General features: G+C 72.4%; 18 protein-coding genes. 6 read left to right on the top strand and 12 right to left on the bottom strand.

The features are described from left to right. Window positions 1-140 precede the first annotated feature (140 nt). From C7456_RS14120 to rpoH, 3 genes are all read right to left on the bottom strand, one after another. Window positions 141-1,553, bottom strand: coding sequence for a sensor histidine kinase (locus C7456_RS14120; protein ID WP_109724467.1), 1,413 nt, complete (start codon window positions 1,551-1,553; stop codon window positions 141-143). Between the two features lie 69 nt (window positions 1,554-1,622). Further along, window positions 1,623-2,300 carry a response regulator transcription factor gene (locus C7456_RS14115; protein ID WP_109724466.1) on the bottom strand — a complete coding sequence of 226 codons (678 nt, stop codon included), beginning with the start codon at window positions 2,298-2,300 and terminating at the stop codon, window positions 1,623-1,625. An 82-nt stretch (window positions 2,301-2,382) separates the two neighbouring features. After that, window positions 2,383-3,240, bottom strand: coding sequence for an RNA polymerase sigma factor RpoH (gene rpoH, locus C7456_RS14110; protein ID WP_109724465.1), 858 nt, complete (start codon window positions 3,238-3,240; stop codon window positions 2,383-2,385). 252 nt (window positions 3,241-3,492) lie between these two features. On the opposite strand from rpoH, the gene C7456_RS14105 reads away from it, so the two are divergent. Then, window positions 3,493-4,167, top strand: coding sequence for a Fe2+-dependent dioxygenase (locus C7456_RS14105; protein WP_109724464.1), 675 nt, complete (start codon window positions 3,493-3,495; stop codon window positions 4,165-4,167). Between the two features lie 21 nt (window positions 4,168-4,188). Here C7456_RS14105 and ung read toward each other — a convergent pair whose 3' ends face one another. From ung to C7456_RS14080, 5 genes are all read right to left on the bottom strand, one after another. Next, window positions 4,189-4,911 (bottom strand): uracil-DNA glycosylase, encoded by a 723-nt coding sequence (ung, locus tag C7456_RS14100; RefSeq protein WP_109724463.1) that lies wholly within the window; start codon window positions 4,909-4,911, stop codon window positions 4,189-4,191. Further along, window positions 4,908-5,750, bottom strand: coding sequence for a response regulator (locus C7456_RS14095; RefSeq protein ID WP_109724462.1), 843 nt, complete (start codon window positions 5,748-5,750; stop codon window positions 4,908-4,910). Before C7456_RS14095 ends, ung begins: the two co-directional genes overlap by 4 nt. 112 nt (window positions 5,751-5,862) lie before the next feature. Continuing rightward, a complete protein-coding gene (gene ftsX, locus C7456_RS14090) occupies window positions 5,863-6,834 on the bottom strand; it encodes a permease-like cell division protein FtsX (protein ID WP_109724461.1) in 972 nt (323 codons plus the stop codon). Continuing rightward, a complete protein-coding gene (gene ftsE / locus C7456_RS14085) occupies window positions 6,831-7,508 on the bottom strand; it encodes a cell division ATP-binding protein FtsE (RefSeq protein WP_109724460.1) in 678 nt (225 codons plus the stop codon). Before ftsE ends, ftsX begins: the two co-directional genes overlap by 4 nt. Window positions 7,509-7,907: 399 nt before the next feature. Beyond that, complete coding sequence (locus tag C7456_RS14080; RefSeq protein WP_109724459.1) at window positions 7,908-9,626, bottom strand: DEAD/DEAH box helicase; 1,719 nt, start codon at window positions 9,624-9,626, stop codon at window positions 7,908-7,910. Window positions 9,627-10,059: 433 nt separating this feature from the next. On the opposite strand from C7456_RS14080, the gene trxA reads away from it, so the two are divergent. From trxA to C7456_RS14065, 3 genes are all read left to right on the top strand, one after another. After that, complete coding sequence (trxA, locus tag C7456_RS14075; RefSeq protein WP_109724458.1) at window positions 10,060-10,386, top strand: thioredoxin TrxA; 327 nt, start codon at window positions 10,060-10,062, stop codon at window positions 10,384-10,386. Between the two features lie 155 nt (window positions 10,387-10,541). Next, window positions 10,542-12,254, top strand: coding sequence for a transcription termination factor Rho (rho, locus tag C7456_RS14070; protein ID WP_109724457.1), 1,713 nt, complete (start codon window positions 10,542-10,544; stop codon window positions 12,252-12,254). A gap of 229 nt (window positions 12,255-12,483) precedes the next feature. Beyond that, window positions 12,484-13,851 carry a glutamate--cysteine ligase gene (locus tag C7456_RS14065; protein WP_109724456.1) on the top strand — a complete coding sequence of 456 codons (1,368 nt, stop codon included), beginning with the start codon at window positions 12,484-12,486 and terminating at the stop codon, window positions 13,849-13,851. Window positions 13,852-14,099: 248 nt separating this feature from the next. Here C7456_RS14065 and dcp read toward each other — a convergent pair whose 3' ends face one another. The 4 genes from dcp to C7456_RS14045 all read right to left on the bottom strand — a co-directional run bounded on the left by dcp (window position 14,100) and on the right by C7456_RS14045 (window position 18,170). Further along, window positions 14,100-16,298, bottom strand: a complete 2,199-nt coding sequence (gene dcp, locus C7456_RS14060; protein ID WP_109724455.1) for a peptidyl-dipeptidase Dcp — start codon at window positions 16,296-16,298, stop codon at window positions 14,100-14,102. A 108-nt stretch (window positions 16,299-16,406) separates the two neighbouring features. After that, complete coding sequence (locus C7456_RS14055) at window positions 16,407-16,757, bottom strand: hypothetical protein (protein WP_109724454.1); 351 nt, start codon at window positions 16,755-16,757, stop codon at window positions 16,407-16,409. 30 nt (window positions 16,758-16,787) lie between these two features. Further along, on the bottom strand, window positions 16,788-17,477 hold the full coding sequence (gene bioD / locus C7456_RS14050) for a dethiobiotin synthase (protein WP_109724453.1): 690 nt from the start codon (window positions 17,475-17,477) through the stop codon (window positions 16,788-16,790). A 3-nt stretch (window positions 17,478-17,480) separates the two neighbouring features. Beyond that, a complete protein-coding gene (locus tag C7456_RS14045) occupies window positions 17,481-18,170 on the bottom strand; it encodes a TMEM175 family protein (RefSeq protein ID WP_109724452.1) in 690 nt (229 codons plus the stop codon). A 61-nt stretch (window positions 18,171-18,231) separates the two neighbouring features. Between C7456_RS14045 and C7456_RS14040 the strand changes: the two genes are divergently transcribed. After that, window positions 18,232-18,726, top strand: coding sequence for a GAF domain-containing protein (locus C7456_RS14040; RefSeq protein WP_109724451.1), 495 nt, complete (start codon window positions 18,232-18,234; stop codon window positions 18,724-18,726). 71 nt (window positions 18,727-18,797) lie between these two features. After that, complete coding sequence (locus tag C7456_RS14035; RefSeq protein WP_109724450.1) at window positions 18,798-19,829, top strand: NAD(P)-dependent alcohol dehydrogenase; 1,032 nt, start codon at window positions 18,798-18,800, stop codon at window positions 19,827-19,829. The last annotated feature ends 21 nt before the right edge of the window (window positions 19,830-19,850 follow it).

The following is a 19,850-nucleotide window of genomic DNA, read 5'->3' as shown; positions in this document are numbered from 1 at the left end:
CATCTTGGGCGTCGCCGGGGCGGCGGCGCGCCGGGCCGACCCGCGAAGGATGAAGGAATGCCAAGGGCGATCCGTGCGGCGGCTTGCTTCCTCTCCCCTCCGGGGAGAGGGCGCAAGTTCTGCGGGGACGAAACCCGTGCTCAGGCACTTACGGCGCGCGCCAGGCAGGTGCCCGGCACCTCGCCCGGCCGCACCGGGTGGCAGTACAGCGTGATGCGCGCGCCGCGCTCGCCGTCGCCGATGTCCAGCGCGTAGCCGTGCAGGCGCACGATCGCGCTGACGATGCTCAGCCCCAGGCCGGAGCCCGGCGCGGCGCGGCCGTTGTCGCCGCGGTAGAAGCGCCGCGTCACCGCCTCGCGCTCGTCGGCGGGGATGCCCGGGCCGCTGTCGAACACGTCGATGCGCGGGCCGTGGCGGCCCATCGCCGCGCACAGGCGCACCTCGCCGCCGGACGGGGAGAACTTGATCGCGTTGCCGACCAGGTTGGCCAGCGCCTCGAACAGCAGGTGGGCGTCGCCGTGCACCGACGCCAGCGGCTGCACGTCCAGCACGAAGGACTGGCCGCGGTCCTCGGCCAGCGGCGCGTAGAACTCGTGCACCTGGCGCAGCACCTGGGCGAGGTCGACCTCGCCGAAGCAGGCGCTGCGCTGGCGGTCCTCCAGCTCGGAGACGCGCAGCAGCGCGCGGAAGCGCGCCAGCACGGCGTCGATGTCGCCCATGCACGCCTCCAGCAGCGCCGCCTCCGGCTGGCCCGCCAGCTGCTGCTGCACGCGGTACAGCCGCGCGCGCAGGTGGGTGAGCGGCGTGCGCAGGTCGTGCGCGATGTTGTCGCACACGCCCTTCACCTCGTTCATCAGGCGCTCGATCTCGTCGAGCATCGCGTTGACGATGCCGGCGAGCTGGTCCAGCTCGTCGCCGCGGCGGCTCACCGGCAGCCGGCATGCCAGGTCGCCCTGGCGGATCGGCTCGGTGGCCTGCGCCAGCGCGCGGATGCGCCGCGCGTGCCCGCGGCGCAGCCACAGGCCGCCGAGCAGGCCCGGGATGACGGTGAGCGTGACGCCCCACAGCAGCGCGTGGCGGATGATCGCGCCGAGCCCGTCGATGGTGCTGGTGTCCTTGGCGATCACCAGCACGCGGCCGTCCGGCAGCGCGCTCGCCAGCGCGCGGGCGCGCACCCGCCCGTCGGCGCGATCCGGCCGCGGCATGCCGGCGGCGAGCAGGTGCACCGCGCTGTCGGGCGGCAGCTCCGCGGGCAGGCGGCCGATGTTGCCGGCCAGACGGCGGCCCGCGCGGTCGAACAGGCCCACCGACATGATGCCGTGCGGATCGATCGCGCCGGCCGCGTCCACCGTCGCCGGCAGCCGCGCCGCGTCGGTGGTGGCCAGGTAGTGCATGCGCTGCAGCAGCATCTGGTCGATCACGCCGTTGAGGTAGCGCGTGGTCTCCCACTGGATCACGCCCAGCAGCAGCAGCGCCCACGCGGCGAACAGCGCGCCGTAGACCAGGATCAGGCGCGAGGTGGCGGAACGCCAGGCGATGGGGACGGTGGGCATGGCGGGAACCCTTCGGGGCGGGGCCGGCCGCGCGTCGGACGCGGCGGCGGTGGCGCTATGCCAGCACGGCTAGCCGGCCGGCGCAAGCATGTAGCCGCTGCCGCGCACGGTGCGGATCAGCGGCGGCATCCCCGGCGGATCGAGCTTGCGGCGCAACCGCGCGATGTGCACGTCGATCACGTTGGTGCCGGGGTCGAAGTGGAAGCCCCACACCGCCTCGAAGATCATGCTGCGGGTGAGCACCTGGCCGGAGTTGCGCATCAGGTATTCCAGCAGGCGGAACTCGGTGGGCAGCAGCGCCAGCGGCTGGCCGGCGCGGTGGGCGACGTGGCGCACCAGGTCCAGCTCCAGGTCGGCCACGCGCAGGCGCGTCTCCGGCTGCCCCTGGCGGCGGCGCAGCAGCACCTCCACCCGCGCGGCCATCTCGTCCGGCGCGAACGGCTTGGTGAGGTAGTCGTCGCCGCCCGCGCGCAGGCCGCGCACGCGCTCGTCCACGTCGCTGAGCGCGCTGATCATCAGCACCGGCGTGTCCACCCCGCGCTCGCGCAACGCGGCGACCACGTCGATGCCGTCCATGCCGGGCAGCATGCGGTCCAGCGTGACCAGGTCGTAGCGCTGGGCGCAGGCGCGCCGCAGGCCCTCGCGGCCGTCGGCCGCCCAGTCGGCGTCCAGGCCGTGCACGGCCAGCTCGGCGGCGATCTCGCGCGCCGTCACCTCGTCGTCCTCGATCACCAGGATCCGCGGCATGGACCTTCGCTCCGCCTCGCCCGCTCCGCCAAAGACGACGGCCCCTCGCGGGGCCGTCGATGCCTTGCCGGTGCGCCCCGCTTCAGGCCGCGATGGCCGCGCGCATCTTCTTCATCGCGTTGGCCTCGACCTGGCGGATGCGCTCGGCCGACACGCCGTACTCGTCGGCCAGGTCCTGCAGCGTGGCCTTCTGCTCGTTGAGCCAGCGGCGCTGGATGATGTCGCGCGAGCGCTCGTCCAGCGTCTGCAGCGCGCCGGAGAGCGCCTCCAGCTGGTTGTCGGCCTGGTCGGCGTCGGCCACGTTCTGGTACGGGTCGGCGCCCTCGTCCACCAGGAACGCCTCCGGCGCGGGCCGGGCGTCGTCGTCCGCGTCGGCCGGGGCCTCGAAGCCGATGTCGCGGCCGGACAGGCGCGACTCCATCTCGCGCACGGTGGCCTCCGGCACACCCAGGTCCCGCGCCACCAGGCGCACTTCCTCGGCGTTCATCCAGCCCAGGCGCTTCTTGCTCTTGCGCAAGTTGAAGAACAGCTTGCGCTGCGCCTTGGTGGTGGCCACCTTGACGATGCGCCAGTTGCGCAGGATGAACTCGTGCATCTCGGCGCGGATCCAGTGCACCGCGAAGCTGACCAGGCGCACGCCCTGGTCGGGGTCGAAGCGCTTGACCGCCTTCATCAGGCCGATGTTGCCTTCCTGGATCAGGTCGGCCAGCTGCAGGCCATAGCCCGAATAGCCGCGCGCCACGTGCACCACGAAGCGCAGGTGCGACATCACCAGCTTCCTGGCCGAGGCCAGGTCGTTCTCCTCCCGGTAGCGGCGCGACAGCGCCTGTTCCTCGTCCTGGCTGAGCACCGGAATCCGGTGGACCGCCGCGATGTACGCGTCCAGGCTGCCGACGACGCTCGGCACCGGCAGGTTGGCGGTCACTAGAGCTTGAGACATGTTGGAACCTCCCGAATGGGCTGGCGAGCTTAGCACTCGCACATTGAGAGTGCTAATCCGCGCGGAAGTTCTGCGCGACCCGCCGGCGATTTAATAAACCTTATAGTACAGAAAAATGCCGGGAAGCACCAGCCCCCGGCACCCGTGAGTACCATGCTGCGACGCACCAGGTTCACCGGCCGTGAACGATCCGTCCCGGCTCGGCTATCCTTCCGGGCCTGCCAGCCGCACGAACGCCTGGAAACCGTCCCCTTGATCATCTGCGCTCCCAATGTGTTGACCGCCGAGGAACTCGGCGCCCTCCGCAACGAACTGGCCGGCATCTCCTTCATCGATGGCGCCACCACGGCCGGCTGGTCGGCCCGCGAGGTCAAGCGCAACCTGCAGATCCCCATCGACAGCAAGGGCTACGGCAGGCTGGCGCAGGTCGTCCGCAGCGCCTTCCTGCGCAACGCCATGCTGCAGGCGGCGATCCTGCCCGCCGCGATGACCCAGCCGCTGTTCAACCGCTACGAGGTCGGCATGGAATACGGTCCGCACGTGGACGCCGCCCTGATGGGCGAGTTCGGCGAGAAGGTGCGCAGCGACGTGGCCATCACGGTGTTCCTGGCCGACCCCCGGAGCTACGACGGCGGCGAACTGGTGGTGCACACCCATGGCATGGCCTGCGAGTTCAAGCTGGAAGCAGGGGCCGCCATCGCCTATCCCGCCAATACGCTGCACCATGTCCGGCCGGTCACCCGTGGGGTGCGCCACGCCGCCGTCATCTGGGTCCAGAGCCAGGTGCGCGACGCGGAGAAGCGCGAGCTGCTGTGGGACCTGGACAACGCCAAGCGGCAGATCTTCGGCCGCGAGGGCAAGAGCGCGACCTTCGACGCGGTGAGCCGTTCGCATGCGAACCTGCTGCGCATGTGGGCCGACGTGTAGCGCCCGGCGGGGATCGCGTCCCTAGCGGTCGCGCAGGCCGGCCTCCAGCTCGGCCCGCGGCGGCAGCGACCAGTCGACCGGCGCCAGCCCGCGGCCTTCCAGGTAGCGGTTGGCCCTGGAGAAGTGCCCGCAGCCGATGAAGCCGCGGTGGGCCGACAGCGGCGAGGGATGCACCGTCTTCAGCACCAGGTGGCGGCGGGTGTCGATCAGCTGGCCCTTGCGCTGGGCGTAGGAGCCCCACAGCATGAACACCAGCCCCTCACGCTCGCGGTTGAGGGCGTCGATGGCCGCGTCGGTGAAGCCTTCCCAGCCCTTGCCCTGATGCGAGCCGGCCCGGCCCTGCTCGACCGTGAGCACGGCGTTGAGCAGCAGTACGCCGCGATCGGCCCAGGGGATCAGGCAGCCGTGGTCCGGCGGCGGGATGCCGAGGTCGCGCTCGATCTCCCTGAAGATGTTCACCAGCGAGGGCGGCGGCGGCACGCCGGGGCTCACCGAAAAGCACAGGCCGTGCGCCTGGCCGGGGCCGTGGTAGGGGTCCTGGCCCAGGATCACCACGCGCACCGCGTCGAACGGCGTGTGGTCGAAGGCGGCGAAGATCTCCGGCCCCGGCGGATAGATCACCTTGCCGGCACGCCGCTCCGCGCGCAGGAACTCGGCCAGCGCGCGCATGTCCGGGCGCAGCAGGTAGTCGCCGACGCGCGCCTTCCAGGAGGGCTCCAGGCGGATGCGGTCGCCCCCGCTCACGCCGCGGGCTCCCGTTCGCGCAGGTGCCGTGCCACGCGCAGCTGGAACAGCAGCTTGGTCACCAGCAGGCGCTCCTCCACCGGCTTCTCCACCAGGTCGTTGGCGCCGGCCCTGAGCAGCGCGGCCTGGTTGGCCGGGTTCTCGTCGCCGGTCATCACCAGCACCGGCAGCCGGCCCTTGCCGTAGCCGAAGTCGGTGCGGATGCGCTCGAGCAGGTCGCCGCCGGTGAGCTCGCCCTTCAGGCTGACGTCGGTGAGCACCACGTCGGCGCCGACCCGGCCCTGCGCGCGCTCGGTCTCCAGCAGCGCCAGCGCGTCCTCCACGCTGACCACGTGGCGCACGGTCAGGCCGATCTTCTCCAACATGCGGCGGGTGGCCAGCGCCACCACGCGGCTGTCCTCCACGTACAGCACGGTGCCCTCGGCGGCGCTCTCCGGCCGCACGTAGCCGCGGATGAACTCGGCCAGCGCCTGGAAGCCCAGCGACTTGTCGAAGTAGTCGGTGACGTGCTCGCCCAGCGCGCGGCGGTGCAGGCGGTCGTCGACGTCGCCGGAGACCACCACCACCGGCACGTACACCTGCGGCGCCGATTCGCGCACGTAGCGCGCCAGCTCCAGCCCGTCCATGTCGGGCAGGCGCAGCGCCACCGTGATGAAATCGAACACGCCGCTGTCGAGCAGCCGGTGCGCCTCCGCGCCGGTGCCGCAGCCGACCACCTCGGCCTGCGGCAGCTCGGTCTGCAGCACGCGCGCGATCAGCTGACGGACCACCTTGGAGCCGTCCACCACCAGCACCCGCGGTGCGGTGCTGAGGTCACGGCGGCTGATGCTTGCATTCATGCCTCACCCATCGTCCAGCCCGGCGCCGCTCCGGCGCCTGCGGCCGCCCCGCGCGGCCGCGAATCGTTCCCTCCGGCCCTGCCGCGCGACGGCGCGAACGCCGCCGCGCCGGTCATGCCGCCTTGCGCAGCTGCCAGGCGCTGACCAGCCGCGCGCCCAGCCAGCCGAGCAGCGCCGAGGCCAGCGGCGTCGCCAGCAGCAGCCACGGCGGCAGCCCGCCCAGGCGCAGGCGGCCGCCGTAGACCTGGCCGAGCTGCGCCACCGGCCCGGCCAATGCCCATTCCACCGCCAGCGCCAGCAGCACGGCCAGCACGCCGGCGAACAGGCCGTACCAGATGCCCGCGTACAGGTAGGGCCGGCGCACGAAGGCGTGGCTGGCGCCCATCAGCGTCAGCACGCCGATCTCCTCGCTGCGGCTGGCGATGTCCACGCGCACCGTGTTGCCCACCACCAGCAGCGCGGCCACCGCCAGCAGCAGGGCCAGCGCCTCGACGATGCGCCGGCCCAGCGCCAGCAGCGCGTCCAGGCGCTGGCGCCACTGGCCGCTGTCCTGCACCAGGTCCACCGCGCGCTCGCCGCGCAGGTCGGCGGACAGGCGCTCGAACGCGGCGGCGTCGAGGTCGGCCCGCGGCGTCACCTCCAGCACGTAGGGCAGCGGGTTGTGCTCGTCCAGCGCGTGCAGCGCGCCGGAGAAGCCCTGCATCGTGGCCAGCTCGTCCATGCCCTGCTGCGGCGTCTTCACCGCCACCGCGGCGACGTCGGCGCGCTCGCGCAGCGTCTTGGCCAGCAGCTCGGCCTGCGGGCCGGCCTGGTCGGGCTTGAGGAACACGCTCACCGCGGCGTTGCGGCCCAGCCCGTCGCCCAGCGACTGCACGTTGGCCAGCAGCAGGTAGAAGGCCAGCGGCAGCGCCAGCGCCAGGCCCATCACCGCCACGGTGAGGAAGGTGCCGACCGGGCGGCCGGCCAGGCGGCGCAGGCTGGCCGCGGCGCTCCAGCCGTGGTGCTCGCGCCAGCCGGCCACGCGGCGCGCGCGGCTGCGCCCGCTGCGCGGGGCCTCGGCGGTCTCGGGGGCGGCGGCGCTCATTGCACCTCCGAGGCGGCCACGTCGGCCACCAGGCGGCCGTGGTCGAGCACCACCACGCGCTTCTTCATGCGCTTGATCAGCGGCAGGTCGTGGCTGGCCACCAGCACGGTGGTGCCCAGCTGCTGGAACTCGGCGAACAGGCCCATGATCTCCACCGCCAGCTGCGGGTCGAGGTTGCCGGTGGGCTCGTCGGCGATCAGCAGCTTCGGCCGCGCCACGATCGCGCGGGCGATGCCCACGCGCTGCTGCTCGCCGGCCGAGAGCGAGGCGGGCAGCTGGCGCTCGTAGTCGAGCAGGCCGACCTTCTCCAGCGCCGCGCGCACCCGGCGCGCGCGCTCGGCCGGCGCCACCGCGCCGATCACCAGCGGCAGCTCGACGTTGGCGAACACCGTGCGGTCCATCAGCAGGCGGTGGTCCTGGAACACCATGCCGATGCCGCGGCGCAGCCTGGGGATGCCGCCGCGGCGCACCTTCGACAGGCTCTGCCCGTCCAGCACGATCTGCCCGTGCGAGGGCCGCTCGATCAGCGCGATCAGCTTGAGCAGGGTGCTCTTGCCGGCGCCGGAGTGGCCGGTGACGAAGGCCATCTCGCCGTCCGCCACCTCGAAGGAGAGCTGCGAGAGCGCCTCGTGGCCGCCTTCGTAGCGCTTGCTGACTTGGTCGAAGCGGATCACCGCGTGTCCCCGGTCCTTAGAAGAGCCTGTTCATGATCTCCCCGTGCCCCGCGCCGGGAGCTGTTTGCGCGCAGGCCAAGGAAGAGCGAAGGAGTGGACGTCCGTCCACGACTGCGCGATGACGCCGGCCTGCGGGCAAACAGACCCGGCCCGGAGGGTTGTCACCGGGTGGCCGCCAGGCGGCAGCGCTTGCCCCCTGCCTTCGCAGGGGCAGGCTTTGCCAGCCGGGCAGGCCGGCGCCACGCCCGACCACCTGACGGCCACTCGATGACAACGCGGGGTACGGGGAGATCATGAACAGGCTCTTAAACGACGCCGCACCAGCGACAAGCATAAGGGATGCGTGCGCCGAACGGGACGCGCCGCGCGGCGGCGGCGCATCCGGCCGGCCGCGCCGGTTCAGCGCCCGGTGAACAGGCGGGTCAGGCGGCGGAAGAAGCCCGGCTTCTTCGCCGGCGCCTCGCCCGGCACGCCGGCCTGCACGGCCACCTGGCGCGAGGGCCGCGCCGGCGCCTCCGCGCCGCGCTCGCGCGGCGGACGGCGCTCGCCGCGCGGGGCGCGGGCGTTCTCGGGAACGCTCGTCGCCGGCGTGGCGGCGACCGCCTCGCCGCCCTCGCGCCGGCGGCCGCGGCCGCCGCGGCGACGGCGCCGCTTGCGCTCGCCGGCGACGGCGCCGGCCTCGGCCGGGGCGCCGGAAGCCGGCGCGGCAGGCGCCACGGCGGCAGGCGCGGCCGCCTCGCCGGCGGCCTCGGCGGGTTTCGGCGCGCGCGGCGGGCGGCGCTCGCCGCCGTGCTCCCCGCGCGGCGCGCGCTCGCCATCGCGGCGGCGGCGCGTGCGGCCCTCGCCGGAGCGACCGCCCTCGCGCGGCGCCACCCTGTCGCCGAACGCGGCGCTGTCGGCGGCCGCGGCGGCGGCGAATTCCGGGTCGACCGCGCGCGGCTTGGGCATCACCAGCATGTCCGGCTCCACCGTGGCCACCGGGATCTTCTGCCCGATGTAGGCCTCGATCTCCGGCAGGCTCATCGCGTACAGGTCGCAGGCGAAGCTGACCGCGTCGCCCTCGGCGCCCAGGCGCGCGGTGCGGCCGATGCGGTGCACGTAGTCCTCGGCGTCCTGCGGCAGGTCGTAGTTGAACACGTGGCTGACCGCCGGGATGTGCAGGCCGCGCGCGGCCACGTCGGTGCATACCAGCATGTCGAGCTGGCCGTCCTGGAAGCGCTGCAGCAGCTTCTGGCGCTTGAGCTGCGGCACGTCGCCGGACAGCGCGCCGACCCGGTAGCCCTGCTTCTTCAGCCGCTCGGTGACGCGCTCGGCGGCCATCTTGGTGTTGACGAAGACGATGCTGCGGGTGGGCTGGCTGCGCTCGATCAGGTTGAGCAGCAGCGGCAGCTTCTCCTCCTTGGCCGGGAAGTACACCACCTGGCGCACGCGGTCGGCGGTGACGTTCTCGGCCTCCACCACCAGCTTCTCGGCCTCGTGCATGTGCTCGTAGGCCAGCTCCAGCACGCGGTGGCTGAGCGTGGCGGAGAACAGCAGCACCTGGCGCTGCTCGCGCGGCGGCAGGCGGCGGAAGATGAAGCGCACGTCCTTGATGAAGCCGAGGTCGAACATGCGGTCGGCCTCGTCCACCACCATCACTTCCACGCTGTCCAGGCCGAACACGTGCTGCTTGTAGTAGTCGAGCAGGCGGCCGGGGGTGGCGATGATGATGTCGCAGCCGTCCTTGAGCTGCTGGCGCTGCTTGTCGTAGTCCACGCCGCCGTAGATCAGCGCGGTCTTCAGGCCGGTGTGGCGGCCGATGCTGCGCGCGTCCTTGTCGATCTGGATGGCCAGCTCGCGGGTCGGCGCGATCACCAGCGCGCGCGGGTCGGAATCCTTGCGCCCGGCCACCGCCGGGCGGGTGAGCAGGCGGTTCATCAGCGCGACCAGGAAGGCGCAGGTCTTGCCGGTGCCGGTCTGCGCCTGGCCGGCGACGTCGCGGCCGGCCAGCGCCACCGGCAGGGTCAGCGCCTGGATCGGCGTGCAGCGGGTGAAGCCGGCCTCGTCCAGGCCTTGCTGCAGCAGGGGGTGGAGCTCGAAGTTGGTGAAGAAGGTGTCGGTGAGTACGGTCTGTGACATGAAAGTGGAAGCCGGTGCGGACGGCCGCGGGGCGGCGTCCGGTCCCGCGCCGGGAGCGACGGGACGGGTGGATGGATGCGGCGCGGCGCACCGTGGCGGCCCGGCAAGCCCGCGGGCTTGCGGCGGGACCGGCGGCACGGTGCGCGGCGGGCGCCGTGGCGTCATGAGCGGCGCGCCGACAGTTCCGCTGGCATAGGCGAGCGGGCGCGCCGGCGCCTGCCCGGGAGCCCGCTCGCCTATGTCAACGGAACCGTCCGCGGCGGCCCTTGAATCGCTTGAATCGCGCCTTCAGTTACGCTGGAATGGAGACGACGCCGCAACGGCGAAACCCTCTCCTTCCGGCCCGACCCCGCGCTTCATGGGCACCCCAGTGTAGCCGATGCTGGCCGCGCGGTCGTCAAAGCCCCTACCCCGCCATCTATCGGAGACCCCGGTGAGCGACCTGATTACCCATGTGAGCGACGACGCCTTCGAGCAGGAGGTGCTGCAATCCGACACCCCCGTGCTGCTGGACTTCTGGGCCGAATGGTGCGGCCCGTGCAAGGCCATCGCGCCGATGCTGGACGAGCTGGCCAGGCAGTACGAGGGCAAGCTGCGCATCGCCAAGCTCAACATCGACCACAACCAGAAGACGCCCCGCACCTACGGCGTGCGCGGCATCCCCACCCTGATGGTGTTCAAGAACGGCAAGGTCGAGGCCACCCAGATCGGCGCCGTGAGCAGGGGCCAGCTGACCCAGATGATCGACAAGGCGCTCTGATCCGCCTTCCGCCCGCCGCGCCGCGCTTTACGCCGCCGCGCGGCGGGTGCTAGATTGCTGCGGCAACCGTCGGGACGGTCCTGTCCCTGCAGCGCGCACCGCGCGACGCTCGCCCTCCCTCCTCTCTACCAACGGCGCCCCTAAGAGGTTTGCCCGTGTCCGATATCGAAAGCCAAGAAACGACCGACGCCAAGCGCGCCGATGCCAAGCCCGTGGCCGAGCAGCCGCGCCCCCGCGCGCCGCGCCGCGCCGCCGCGGCCGACAAGGCCGCCGCCGAGGCGGCCGCTCCCGCTCCCGCCGCCGAGCGTCCCGCGCCGGCCGAGGCGGCGCCCGCCGCGGGCGAGGCGCCCGCCGCGCGCGGCGAGTACCCCGGCCAGCCGCCGCAGGAGGCGCGCGAAGGCGCGCCGGGCGGCGGCAACGGCAACGGCCCGCAGGGCCAGAACGGCAACCACGAGCGCCGCAACGACCGCGACGGCCGCGGCCGCCGCCGGCGCCACGAGCGCAACCAGCAGCGCGGCCAGGGCGGCGGCGGGCCGCAGCGGCCCAACCCGCACGGCTACCCGATGGACGACGACGAGAACGCCGACATCGGCAGCAGCGACCGGCTGATCAACCTCACCGAGCTCAAGCGCAAGAACGCGGTGCAGCTGCTGGAGTTCGCCGAGTCGCTGGGCATCCGCGAGGGCGTGGCGCGCCAGCGCAAGCAGGACGTGATCTTCAACATCCTCAAGGCGCACGCCCGCTCCGGCGGCGGCATCTGGGCCGAGGGCGTGCTGGAGATCCTGCAGGACGGCTTCGGCTTCCTGCGTTCGGCCGACGAGTCGTACCTGGCCGGCCCGGACGACATCTACGTCTCGCCCTCGCAGATCCGCCGCTTCAACCTGCGCACCGGCGACTACATCACCGGCCGCGTGCGCCATCCGAAGGAAGGCGAGCGCTACTTCGCGATGCTCAAGGTCGACGACATCAACGGCGATCCGCCGGAGGCGTCGAAGAACAAGATGCTGTTCGAGAACCTGACGCCCTTGTTCCCGCGCAAGGCGTTCAAGCTCGAGCGCGGCAACGGCTCGACCGAGGACATCACCGGCCGCATCCTCGACCTGGTGGCGCCGATCGGCCGCGGCCAGCGCGGCCTGATCGTCTCGCAGCCGAAGTCCGGCAAGACGATGATGCTGCAGAACATCGCGCAGGCGATCCAGTACAACCACCCGGACGTGCACCTGATCATCCTGCTGGTGGACGAGCGCCCGGAGGAGGTGACCGAGATCGCCCGCACCGTGCGCGCCGAGGTGATCAGCTCCACCTTCGACGAGCCGGCCGCGCGCCACGTGCAGGTCGCCGAGATGGTGATCGAGCGCGCCAAGCGCCTGGTCGAGCACAAGAAGGACGTGGTGATCCTGCTCGACTCGATCACCCGCCTGGCCCGCGCCTACAACACCGTGGTGCCCAGCTCCGGCAAGGTGCTCACCGGCGGCGTGGACGCCAACGCGCTGCAGCGGCCCAAGCGCTTCTTCGGCGCCGCGCGCAACGTCGAGGAGGGCGGCTCGCTGACCATCATCGCCACCGCGCTGATCGACACCGGCAGCAAGATGGACGAGGTGATCTACGAGGAGTTCAAGGGCACCGGCAACATGGAGGTGCACCTGTCCCGCCGCATCGCCGAGAAGCGCGTGTACCCGGCGATCGACATCAACCGCTCCGGCACCCGCCGCGAGGACCTGCTGATCGACCCGGACCTGCTGGCCAAGATCTGGATCCTGCGCAAGCTGCTGCACCCGATGGACGAGCTGGCGGCGATGGAGTTCATGCTGGACAAGATGAAGAACACCAAGTCCAACGACGAGTTCTTCAACTCGATGAAGCGCTGAGCCGGCGTCCCGCACGCCCGCGCGAGAGCCGCCCCCGGGCGGCTCTCGCGTTTCCGCCGCGCGCCGGCGGCTCCCTTCGCGGCCGCCCCGGCGGCGGCGCTCTTCCCGGTTGGCCGCCGCGCGGCCGGCGCGGAACACCTGTACCCTCGCGTACAATTTTGTCTCGCCGCCCCCTTTGCGGAGCAGCGCGCCGTCCCCATTAGTCCGCTCTCCCACCAAGGGCCGCCCCGTGTCCATCCCCAGCGCCGTCAAGAACACGCCGATCCAGGATCGCCAGCAGCTGGTCGACTACCTCGCCGCCGGCGAGAAGCCGCGCGAGGCCTGGCGCATCGGCACCGAGCACGAGAAGTTCGGCTTCCGCACCGACGACCTCCGGCCGCCCGCGTTCGAGGGCGAGCGCGGCATCCGCGTGCTGCTGGAGCAGCTCGCCGCGCGCTACGGCTGGGCGGTCGCCCGCGAGGGCGACATCCCGGTGGCGCTGAGCCGCGACCAGGCCAGCATCACGCTGGAGCCGGCCGGCCAGCTGGAGCTGTCCGGCGCGCCGCTGGAGAGCATCCACCAGACCTGCTGCGAGGTGAACCGGCACCTGGAGGAGGTGCGCTCGATCGCCGACGGCATGGGCCTGGGCTTCCTCGGCATGGGCTTCCAGCCGAAATGGCGGCGCGAGGAGATGCCCTGGATGCCCAAGGGCCGCTACAAGATCATGCGCGAGTACATGCCCCGGGTCGGCGGGCTCGGCCTGGACATGATGACGCGCACCTGCACCGTGCAGGTGAACCTGGACTTCGGCAGCGAGGCGGACATGGTGAGGAAGTTCCGCACCAGCCTCGCGCTGCAGCCGGTGGCCACCGCGCTGTTCGCCGACTCGCCGTTCACCGACGGGCGGCCGAACGGCTACCTGTCCTACCGCTCGCACGTGTGGGAGGACACCGACCCGGACCGCACCGGCATGCTCGACTTCGTGTTCGAGGACGGCTTCGGCTACGAGCGCTACGTCGACTACATGCTCGGCGTGCCGATGTACTTCAGCTACCAGGACGGCCGCTACATCGACCTCGCCGGGCAGGACTTCCGGCGCTTCATGGCCGGCACGCTGGACGCCCTGCCCGGCCGGCGCGCCACCCTGAAGGACTGGGCCGACCACCTCACCACCGCCTTCCCCGAGGTGCGCCTGAAGCAGTACCTGGAGATGCGCGGCGCCGACGGCGGCCCGTGGAACCGCCTGTGCGCGCTGCCCGCGCTGTGGGTCGGCCTGCTCTACGACGACGACGCGCTCGACGCCGCCTGGGACCTGGTCAAGGACTTCAGCCGCGAGGAGCGCCACGCGCTGCGCGACGGCGTGCCCAGGCACGCGCTGAAGCTGCCGTTCCGCCGCGGCACCGTGCGCGACCTCGCCCGCGAGGCGCTGGAGATCGCCGCGCACGGCCTCCAGCGCCGCGCCCGCCTCAACAGCCGCGGCGCCGACGAGCGCATCTTCCTGGAGCCGCTGGTCGAGATCGTCGAGGCCGACCAGACGCCGGCCGAGCGCAAGCTGGAGCTGTTCCACGGCGAATGGAACGGCAGCGTGGACCCGGTGTTCCGGGAGTTCGCGTACTGACGGCTTCTTCTTCCTCTCCACCTGCGGGGAGAGGACCGAGGTGAGGGGAGGGGACTCGCGTCGGCGCTCGTTGCTTCGGTGAAAGGCTTGTCGCCAGTGCGACCCCTCACCCCACCCTCGCCCCGGAGGGGAGAGGGGAAAAAGCATGCGCCGCGGCCGGCATCCGGCGCCGGCGGAACCCCGCGGCGCTGCCGGAAAAGCGAAAGACCCGCCGCAGCGGGCCTTTCGCGCTTCCGCGGCGACGGACCTTACTTCTTCGCGCCTTCCTTGAGGCCGCGGTTCTCCAGCATCGGCTCCACGCTCGGCGCCTTGCCGCGCCAGTCCTCGTAGAGCTTCTCCAGTTCGACGGCGTTGCCGCGCGAGAGGATCATGGCGCGGAAGCGGTCGCCGTTCTCGCGGGTCAGCCCGCCGTGCTCCTTGAACCACCCGAAGGCGTCGTCGGCCAGCATCTCGGTCCACAGGTAGGCGTAGTAGCCGGCGGCGTAGCCGTTGCCCCAGATGTGCTGGAAGTAGCTGGAGCGGTAGCGCGGCGGCACGTAGGACAGCTCCACGCCGTCCTTCTTCAGCGCGGCCGCCTCGAAGGCATCGGCGTCCTGCTTGCCGGCGTCGGCGGACAGGCTGTGCCACTCCATGTCGAGCAGGGCGGCGGCGACCAGCTCGGTCATGTCGTAGCCCTTGTTGAAGGTGGCGGCCTTCTTGATCTTGTCCACCAGCGCCTGCGGCATCGGCGCGCCGGTCTGGTAGTGCCTGGCGTAGTGGGCGAAGATCTTCGGGTCGGTGGCCCAGTGCTCGTTGAACTGCGAGGGGAACTCCACGAAGTCGCGCGCGGTGCTGGTGCCCGAGAGCGTCGGGTACTGCCCGTCGGCGAAGATGCCGTGCAGCGCGTGGCCGAACTCGTGGAACATCGTGATCACGTCGTCGAACGACAGCAGCGCGGGCTGGCCCGGCGCCGGCTTGGTGAAGTTGGCGACGTTGTAGACCACCGGCCTGGTGCCCAGCAGCTTCGACTGGTCGACCAGGTTGCTCATCCAGGCGCCGCCGTTCTTGTTGTCGCGCTTGAAGTAGTCGCAGTAGAACAGCGCGAGCGAGGCGCCGTCCTTGTCGAACACCTCGAACACGCGCATGTCCGGCTGCCAGGTCGGGATGTCCTTGCGCTCCTTGAAGGTGAGCCCGTAGAGCTGGTTGGCGGCATAGAACACGCCGTTCTCGAGCACGTTGTCCAGCTCGAAGTACGGCTTGATCTGGCTCTCGTCGAGGTCGTACCTGGCCTTGCGCACCTGCTCGGCGTAGTGCTGCCAGTCCCACGCCTGCAGCTTGAAGCCGCCCTTCTGGCGGTCGATCAGCGCCTGGATGTCGGCGGCCTCGCGCCGCGCGCGCGCCACGGCGGCGGGCGCGAGCTGCTGCATGAACTTGAGCGCGGTCTCCGGCGTCCTGGCCATCTGGTCGTCCAGCTTCCACGCGGCGTAGCTCGGGTAGCCGAGCAGCCGCGCCTGCTCGGCGCGGAGCTGCGCGAGGCGCTCGATGATGGCGCGCGTGTCGTTGGCGTCGCCCTTCTCGGCGCGGTCCCACGAGGCCTTGAACAGCGCCTCGCGGGCGGCACGGTCGTCCAGGCCCTGCAGCGCCGGCTGCTGGGTGGTGTTCTGCAGCGCGATCACCCACTTGCCGTCCAGGCCGCGGTCCTTGGCGGCCTGCGCCGCGGCGGCGACGTCGGCGTCGGACAGGCCCGCGAGCTTCGCCTTGTCGTCCACCACCAGCGCGCCGTCCTTGGTGGCGGCCAGCAGCTTGTTGGTGAACTGCGTGCTGAGGGTGGACTCCTCCTTGTTGAGGTCCTTCAGCCTGGCCTTGTCGGCGTCGGACAGCTTGGCGCCGGCGCGCACGAAGTTGCGGTAGACCACCTCGACCAGGCGGCGCGACTCCGCGTCGAGCTTGAGCGCGTCGCGCTGGTCGTAGACGGCCTCGACGCGCGCGAACAGCTTGCCGTCGAGGTGGATCGCGTCCTGGTGCGCGGCCAGCTTCGGCGCCTCATCCTCCTGCACCTTCTGCAGCGTGTCGTCGGTGTTGGCCCCGGTGACGGCGTCGAAGGCGTGCTGCACGCGGGTCAGCAGCGCGCCGGACTTCTCCAGCGCCACGAAGGTGTTCTCGAAGGTGGGCGGCTCGGGGTTGCCGGCGATCTTCTCGACCTCCGCCAGCTGCTGGCGCATGCCCTCCTCGATCGCCGGCTGGTAGTCGGCGTCCTTGATCCGGTCGAACGGCGGCGCCTGGAACGGCAGCGTGCTGGCGGCGGCGAAGGGATTGTCCGCTTTCATCGTGGCCTCGGCGGCGGTGGTGGTGGCCGGCGCCGGCGCGCTGGCCGGGGCGGCGGGCGTGGCGGCCTGCTCGGACTGGTGCGACGAGCAGGCGGCGAGGGCGATCGAGGTGGCGATCACGAGGGTACGCAGACGGAGCATGACGGGTTCCCCCAGCAATGGCGGTCCGCCGGGAGCGGACGCGGTTGGCTCAAACGCCCGACTGTAACCACACCGCACGCCCGCTTCCAGGGGCCGGAAGTCCCGGCCTCAGGCCGCGCGCATGTCCCGCAGCTGCCAGTTCGGCCCGATCAGCAGGTCGAGGCGATGCCGCACGACGCGCATCGGCAGGCTGGTGACCAGCTCGACGTCGGTGCGCAGGTCGGCCACCTTGGCCGTCGCCGTGGCGGCCGGATCGGTGGCGCCCAGGCTCGCGTCCACCTCGTCCGGGTCCGGCCGCATGGCGCGCCAGCGCTCGAACAGCGCCGGCGTGCGCAGCGCCTCCTGCAGCGCCGCGGCGAAGTCGCCGGGGCCGGCGCCGTCGTGGCTCAGCGACGGCTCGGCGCCGCGCGCGCGGGCGAGGTCGGCGATCGACAGGTAGTAGCGGCTGCGCAGGCTCATGGTCGCTCCTGGTGGGACGGCTGCGCCGACTCAAGCATGCGGCGCGTGAAGGCGATCGAACGGCGCCAGGTCCAGCGCGGCGGCGGCCTGCGCCGGCGCGACGCCGTGCGGCAGCACGCCCAGGCAGGGCGCCGGCAGCAGCGCGCGCAGCGTGGCGAGGTTCTCCTCCGCCGCCTCCATCGCGGGGTCGATGCGGTTGCCGATCCAGCCCAGCAGCGCGCAGCCGTCCGCGGCGATCGCGCGCGCGCTGAGCAGCGCATGGTTGAGGCAGCCCAGCCGCAGCCCCACCACCAGCACCACCGGCAGTCGCCATTCGCGCGGCATCGCCGAGGCCAGCAGGCCCGGCGCCAGCGGCACCATCCAGCCGCCCACGCCCTCCACCACCACCACCTCGTGCCGCGCCTGCAACCGCCCGAAGGCCGCGCGCAGCGGCGGCAGCGCGACGGCGACACCCTCGCGCGCCGCGGCCAGGTGCGGCGACAGCGGCGCGCGCAGCGCCACCGGGTTCACCAGCGCGTAGGGCGGCGCGCCCGCGGAGGCGGCCTGCAGCGCCAGCGCGTCCTCGTTGCGCAGTCCTTCCGGCGTCTCGATACAGCCGCTGGCCACCGGCTTCATGCCCACCGCGTCGCGGCCGGCGGCGCGCAGCGCGTGCAGCAGCGCGCAGGCGGCGTGGGTCTTGCCGATGCCGGTGTCGGTGCCGGCGACGAACAGCGCGCGCATGCCTCAGGGCTCGCCCATGCCGTGGCGGCGGCGGAAGCGCGCGGTCAGCGGGCCGATCAGGAACATCAGCGCGTAGACGAAGCCCGGCAGCGCCCAGCACAGCGGCGGCGCCGACAGCGGCAGCAGCAGCGCGAGCAGCGCGGACAGCACGCCCAGCGCGGTGGGCACGCTCCATTCCAGCATGTCCAGCCGCGCCGGCAGCGGCGAGCCGCCGCGCGCCTGCGCGCCGCGCGCCGCGTGGCGGAACAGCAGGGCCAGCGTGCCCGCCATGCAGGCGAAGGCCACGCCGTAGCAGACGAACAGCGCGCGTATCTGGCGCGGGCTGTCCAGCTTGAACTCGCTGGGGAAGGCGTCGCCGCCGAGCCCGTTGAACAGGCTGGCGAACAGCATGTGCAGCGGATAGACGAAGATCAGCGCGAAGAACACCAGCATCAGCGACAGCCACAGCCCGCCGCGGTCGGCCTCCGGGCAGCGCCGCCGCCAGCGCACGTGGCCGTGCCAGAAGTAGGCGATCAGCGAGAAGCACACCGCGAAGGCGGGCACGCCGCCGAGCATGCGCAGCAGCTTGTCGGCGCTGTCCGGCACCGCGTCGCCGCCGATCACCAGCAGGGTCAGCGTGAAGGCGAACGCGCCGTCCACGAACATGTCCAGCCGCCCCGCCTCCACGCCCTCGCGCTGCTCGGTCAGGCTCATGTGCGTCTCCTCCCCTTGGCGACCGGCGCATAATACGGGTTTCCCCGCCGGGATCGCTCCCATGTTCGAACTCAAGGCCGGCGCGCACGCCAGCAAGCGCGAGCACTACGAGGAGCTGGCGCGGCAGGCGCGCGGCCTGCTCGCCGGCGAGCGCGACCTGATCGCCAACGCCGCCAACTTCAGCGCGCTGGTGTTCCACAGCCTGCCCGGGCTCAACTGGGCCGGCTTCTACCTCTACGACGGCAACGAGCTGGTGGTCGGCCCGTTCCAGGGCAAGCCGGCCTGCGTGCGCATCGCGCTCGGCCGCGGCGTGTGCGGCACCGCCGCGCAGTCCCGGCAGACCCAGCTGGTGCGCGACGTCAACGCCTTCGACGGGCACATCGCCTGCGACGCCGCCTCGCAGTCGGAGATCGTGGTGCCGCTGGTGAAGGCCGACGGCGCGCTGCTCGGCGTGTGGGACGTGGACAGCCCGCTGCTCGCCCGCTTCGACGAGGACGACCGCGCCGGCATGGAGGCGCTGTGCCGCGTGTTCATGGACAGCCTCGCCGCGGCCTGAGCCCGGTTCACGCCGCCTAGCCCTCGCGGGCGCTAGCTTCCCGGCTTCTTCGCGGCCAGGGAGAGCAAGCCATGAAAGCAGTGCGCTTCAACGGCGTCGGCAAGCCCGCCACGGTGGAGGACGTGCCGCGCCCCGAGCCCGGTCCCGGCCAGGTGCTGCTGAAGATCGGCGGCGCCGGCGTGTGCCATTCCGACCTGCACGTGATGGAGGAGGAGCTCGGCTTCCGGGCCGGCTTCACCCTCGGCCACGAGAACGCCGGCTGGATCGCCGCGCTGGGCGAGGGCGTCGGCGGCTTCAAGGAGGGCGACGCGGTGGCCGTCTACGGCCCCTGGGGCTGCGGCCACTGCCACGCCTGCCAGGTGTCGATGGAGAACTACTGCGAGAACGCCGAGCGGCTCGGCGGCGCCGGCGGCGGCCTGGGCTTCGACGGCGGCATGGCCGAGTACATGCTGGTGCCGGCGGCGCGCCTGCTGGTGCCGCTGGGCTCGCTCGACCCGCGCCAGGCCGCGCCGCTGAGCGACGCCGCGCTCACGCCCTACCACGCGATCAAGCGCGCCCTGCCCCGGCTCGCCGCCGGCGCCACGGCGGTGGTGCTGGGCGTGGGCGGCCTGGGCCACATGGCGGTGCAGCTGCTGCGCGCGCTGGCGCCGGTGCGCATCGTCGCCGGCGACGTCGACGCGGCCAAGCTGCGGCAGGCGCGGGAGCTCGGCGCCGACGCCACCGTCGACACCCGCGACGTGGAGGCGGCCGCCGCGGCGATCCGCGACATCGTCGGCCCGCGCGGCGCCGCGCTGGTGCTCGACTGCGTGGGCATCCAGCCCACCTTCGACCTGGGCGCGCGCGTGCTCGGCCGCGACAGCCGCTGGACCATCGTCGGCCTCGGCGGCGGCCACCACGACTTCCGCTTCGGCAGCACGCCCTACGGCTGCGAGGTGTGCACGCCCTACTGGGGCGGCCGCGCCGAGCTGATGGAGGTGATCGCGATGGCGCGCGACGGCCGCATCCGCGCGCACATCACCGAGTACCCGCTGGAACGGGCGCCCGAGGTCTACGCCGAGCTCAAGGCCGGCAAGGTGGTCGGCCGCGCCGTGCTGGTGCCGTAGCGGGCGGCGCGGGAAAGCCCC

The sequence above is a fragment of the Fulvimonas soli genome, from assembly GCF_003148905.1.
Taxonomy (GTDB): domain Bacteria; phylum Pseudomonadota; class Gammaproteobacteria; order Xanthomonadales; family Rhodanobacteraceae; genus Fulvimonas; species Fulvimonas soli.
The sequence above is the reverse complement of the archived record's forward strand: the minus strand, read 5'-3'. Positions and strand labels throughout refer to the sequence as shown.

Excerpts from the sequence above, each read along its gene's own strand:
- C7456_RS14120 (WP_109724467.1), bottom strand. The coding sequence starts at position 1,553 with ATGCCCACCGTCCCCATCGCCTGGCGTTCCGCCACCTCGCGCCTGATC.
- C7456_RS14115 (WP_109724466.1), bottom strand. The coding sequence starts at position 2,300 with ATGCCGCGGATCCTGGTGATCGAGGACGACGAGGTGACGGCGCGCGAG.
- rpoH (WP_109724465.1), bottom strand. The coding sequence starts at position 3,240 with ATGTCTCAAGCTCTAGTGACCGCCAACCTGCCGGTGCCGAGCGTCGTC.
- C7456_RS14095 (WP_109724462.1), bottom strand. The coding sequence starts at position 5,750 with ATGAATGCAAGCATCAGCCGCCGTGACCTCAGCACCGCACCGCGGGTG.
- ftsX (WP_109724461.1), bottom strand. The coding sequence starts at position 6,834 with ATGAGCGCCGCCGCCCCCGAGACCGCCGAGGCCCCGCGCAGCGGGCGC.
- C7456_RS14080 (WP_109724459.1), bottom strand. The coding sequence starts at position 9,626 with ATGTCACAGACCGTACTCACCGACACCTTCTTCACCAACTTCGAGCTC.
- dcp (WP_109724455.1), bottom strand. The coding sequence starts at position 16,298 with ATGCTCCGTCTGCGTACCCTCGTGATCGCCACCTCGATCGCCCTCGCC.
- C7456_RS14055 (WP_109724454.1), bottom strand. The coding sequence starts at position 16,757 with ATGAGCCTGCGCAGCCGCTACTACCTGTCGATCGCCGACCTCGCCCGC.
- bioD (WP_109724453.1), bottom strand. The coding sequence starts at position 17,477 with ATGCGCGCGCTGTTCGTCGCCGGCACCGACACCGGCATCGGCAAGACC.
- C7456_RS14045 (WP_109724452.1), bottom strand. The coding sequence starts at position 18,170 with ATGAGCCTGACCGAGCAGCGCGAGGGCGTGGAGGCGGGGCGGCTGGAC.
- C7456_RS14040 (WP_109724451.1), top strand. The coding sequence starts at position 18,232 with ATGTTCGAACTCAAGGCCGGCGCGCACGCCAGCAAGCGCGAGCACTAC.
- C7456_RS14035 (WP_109724450.1), top strand. The coding sequence starts at position 18,798 with ATGAAAGCAGTGCGCTTCAACGGCGTCGGCAAGCCCGCCACGGTGGAG.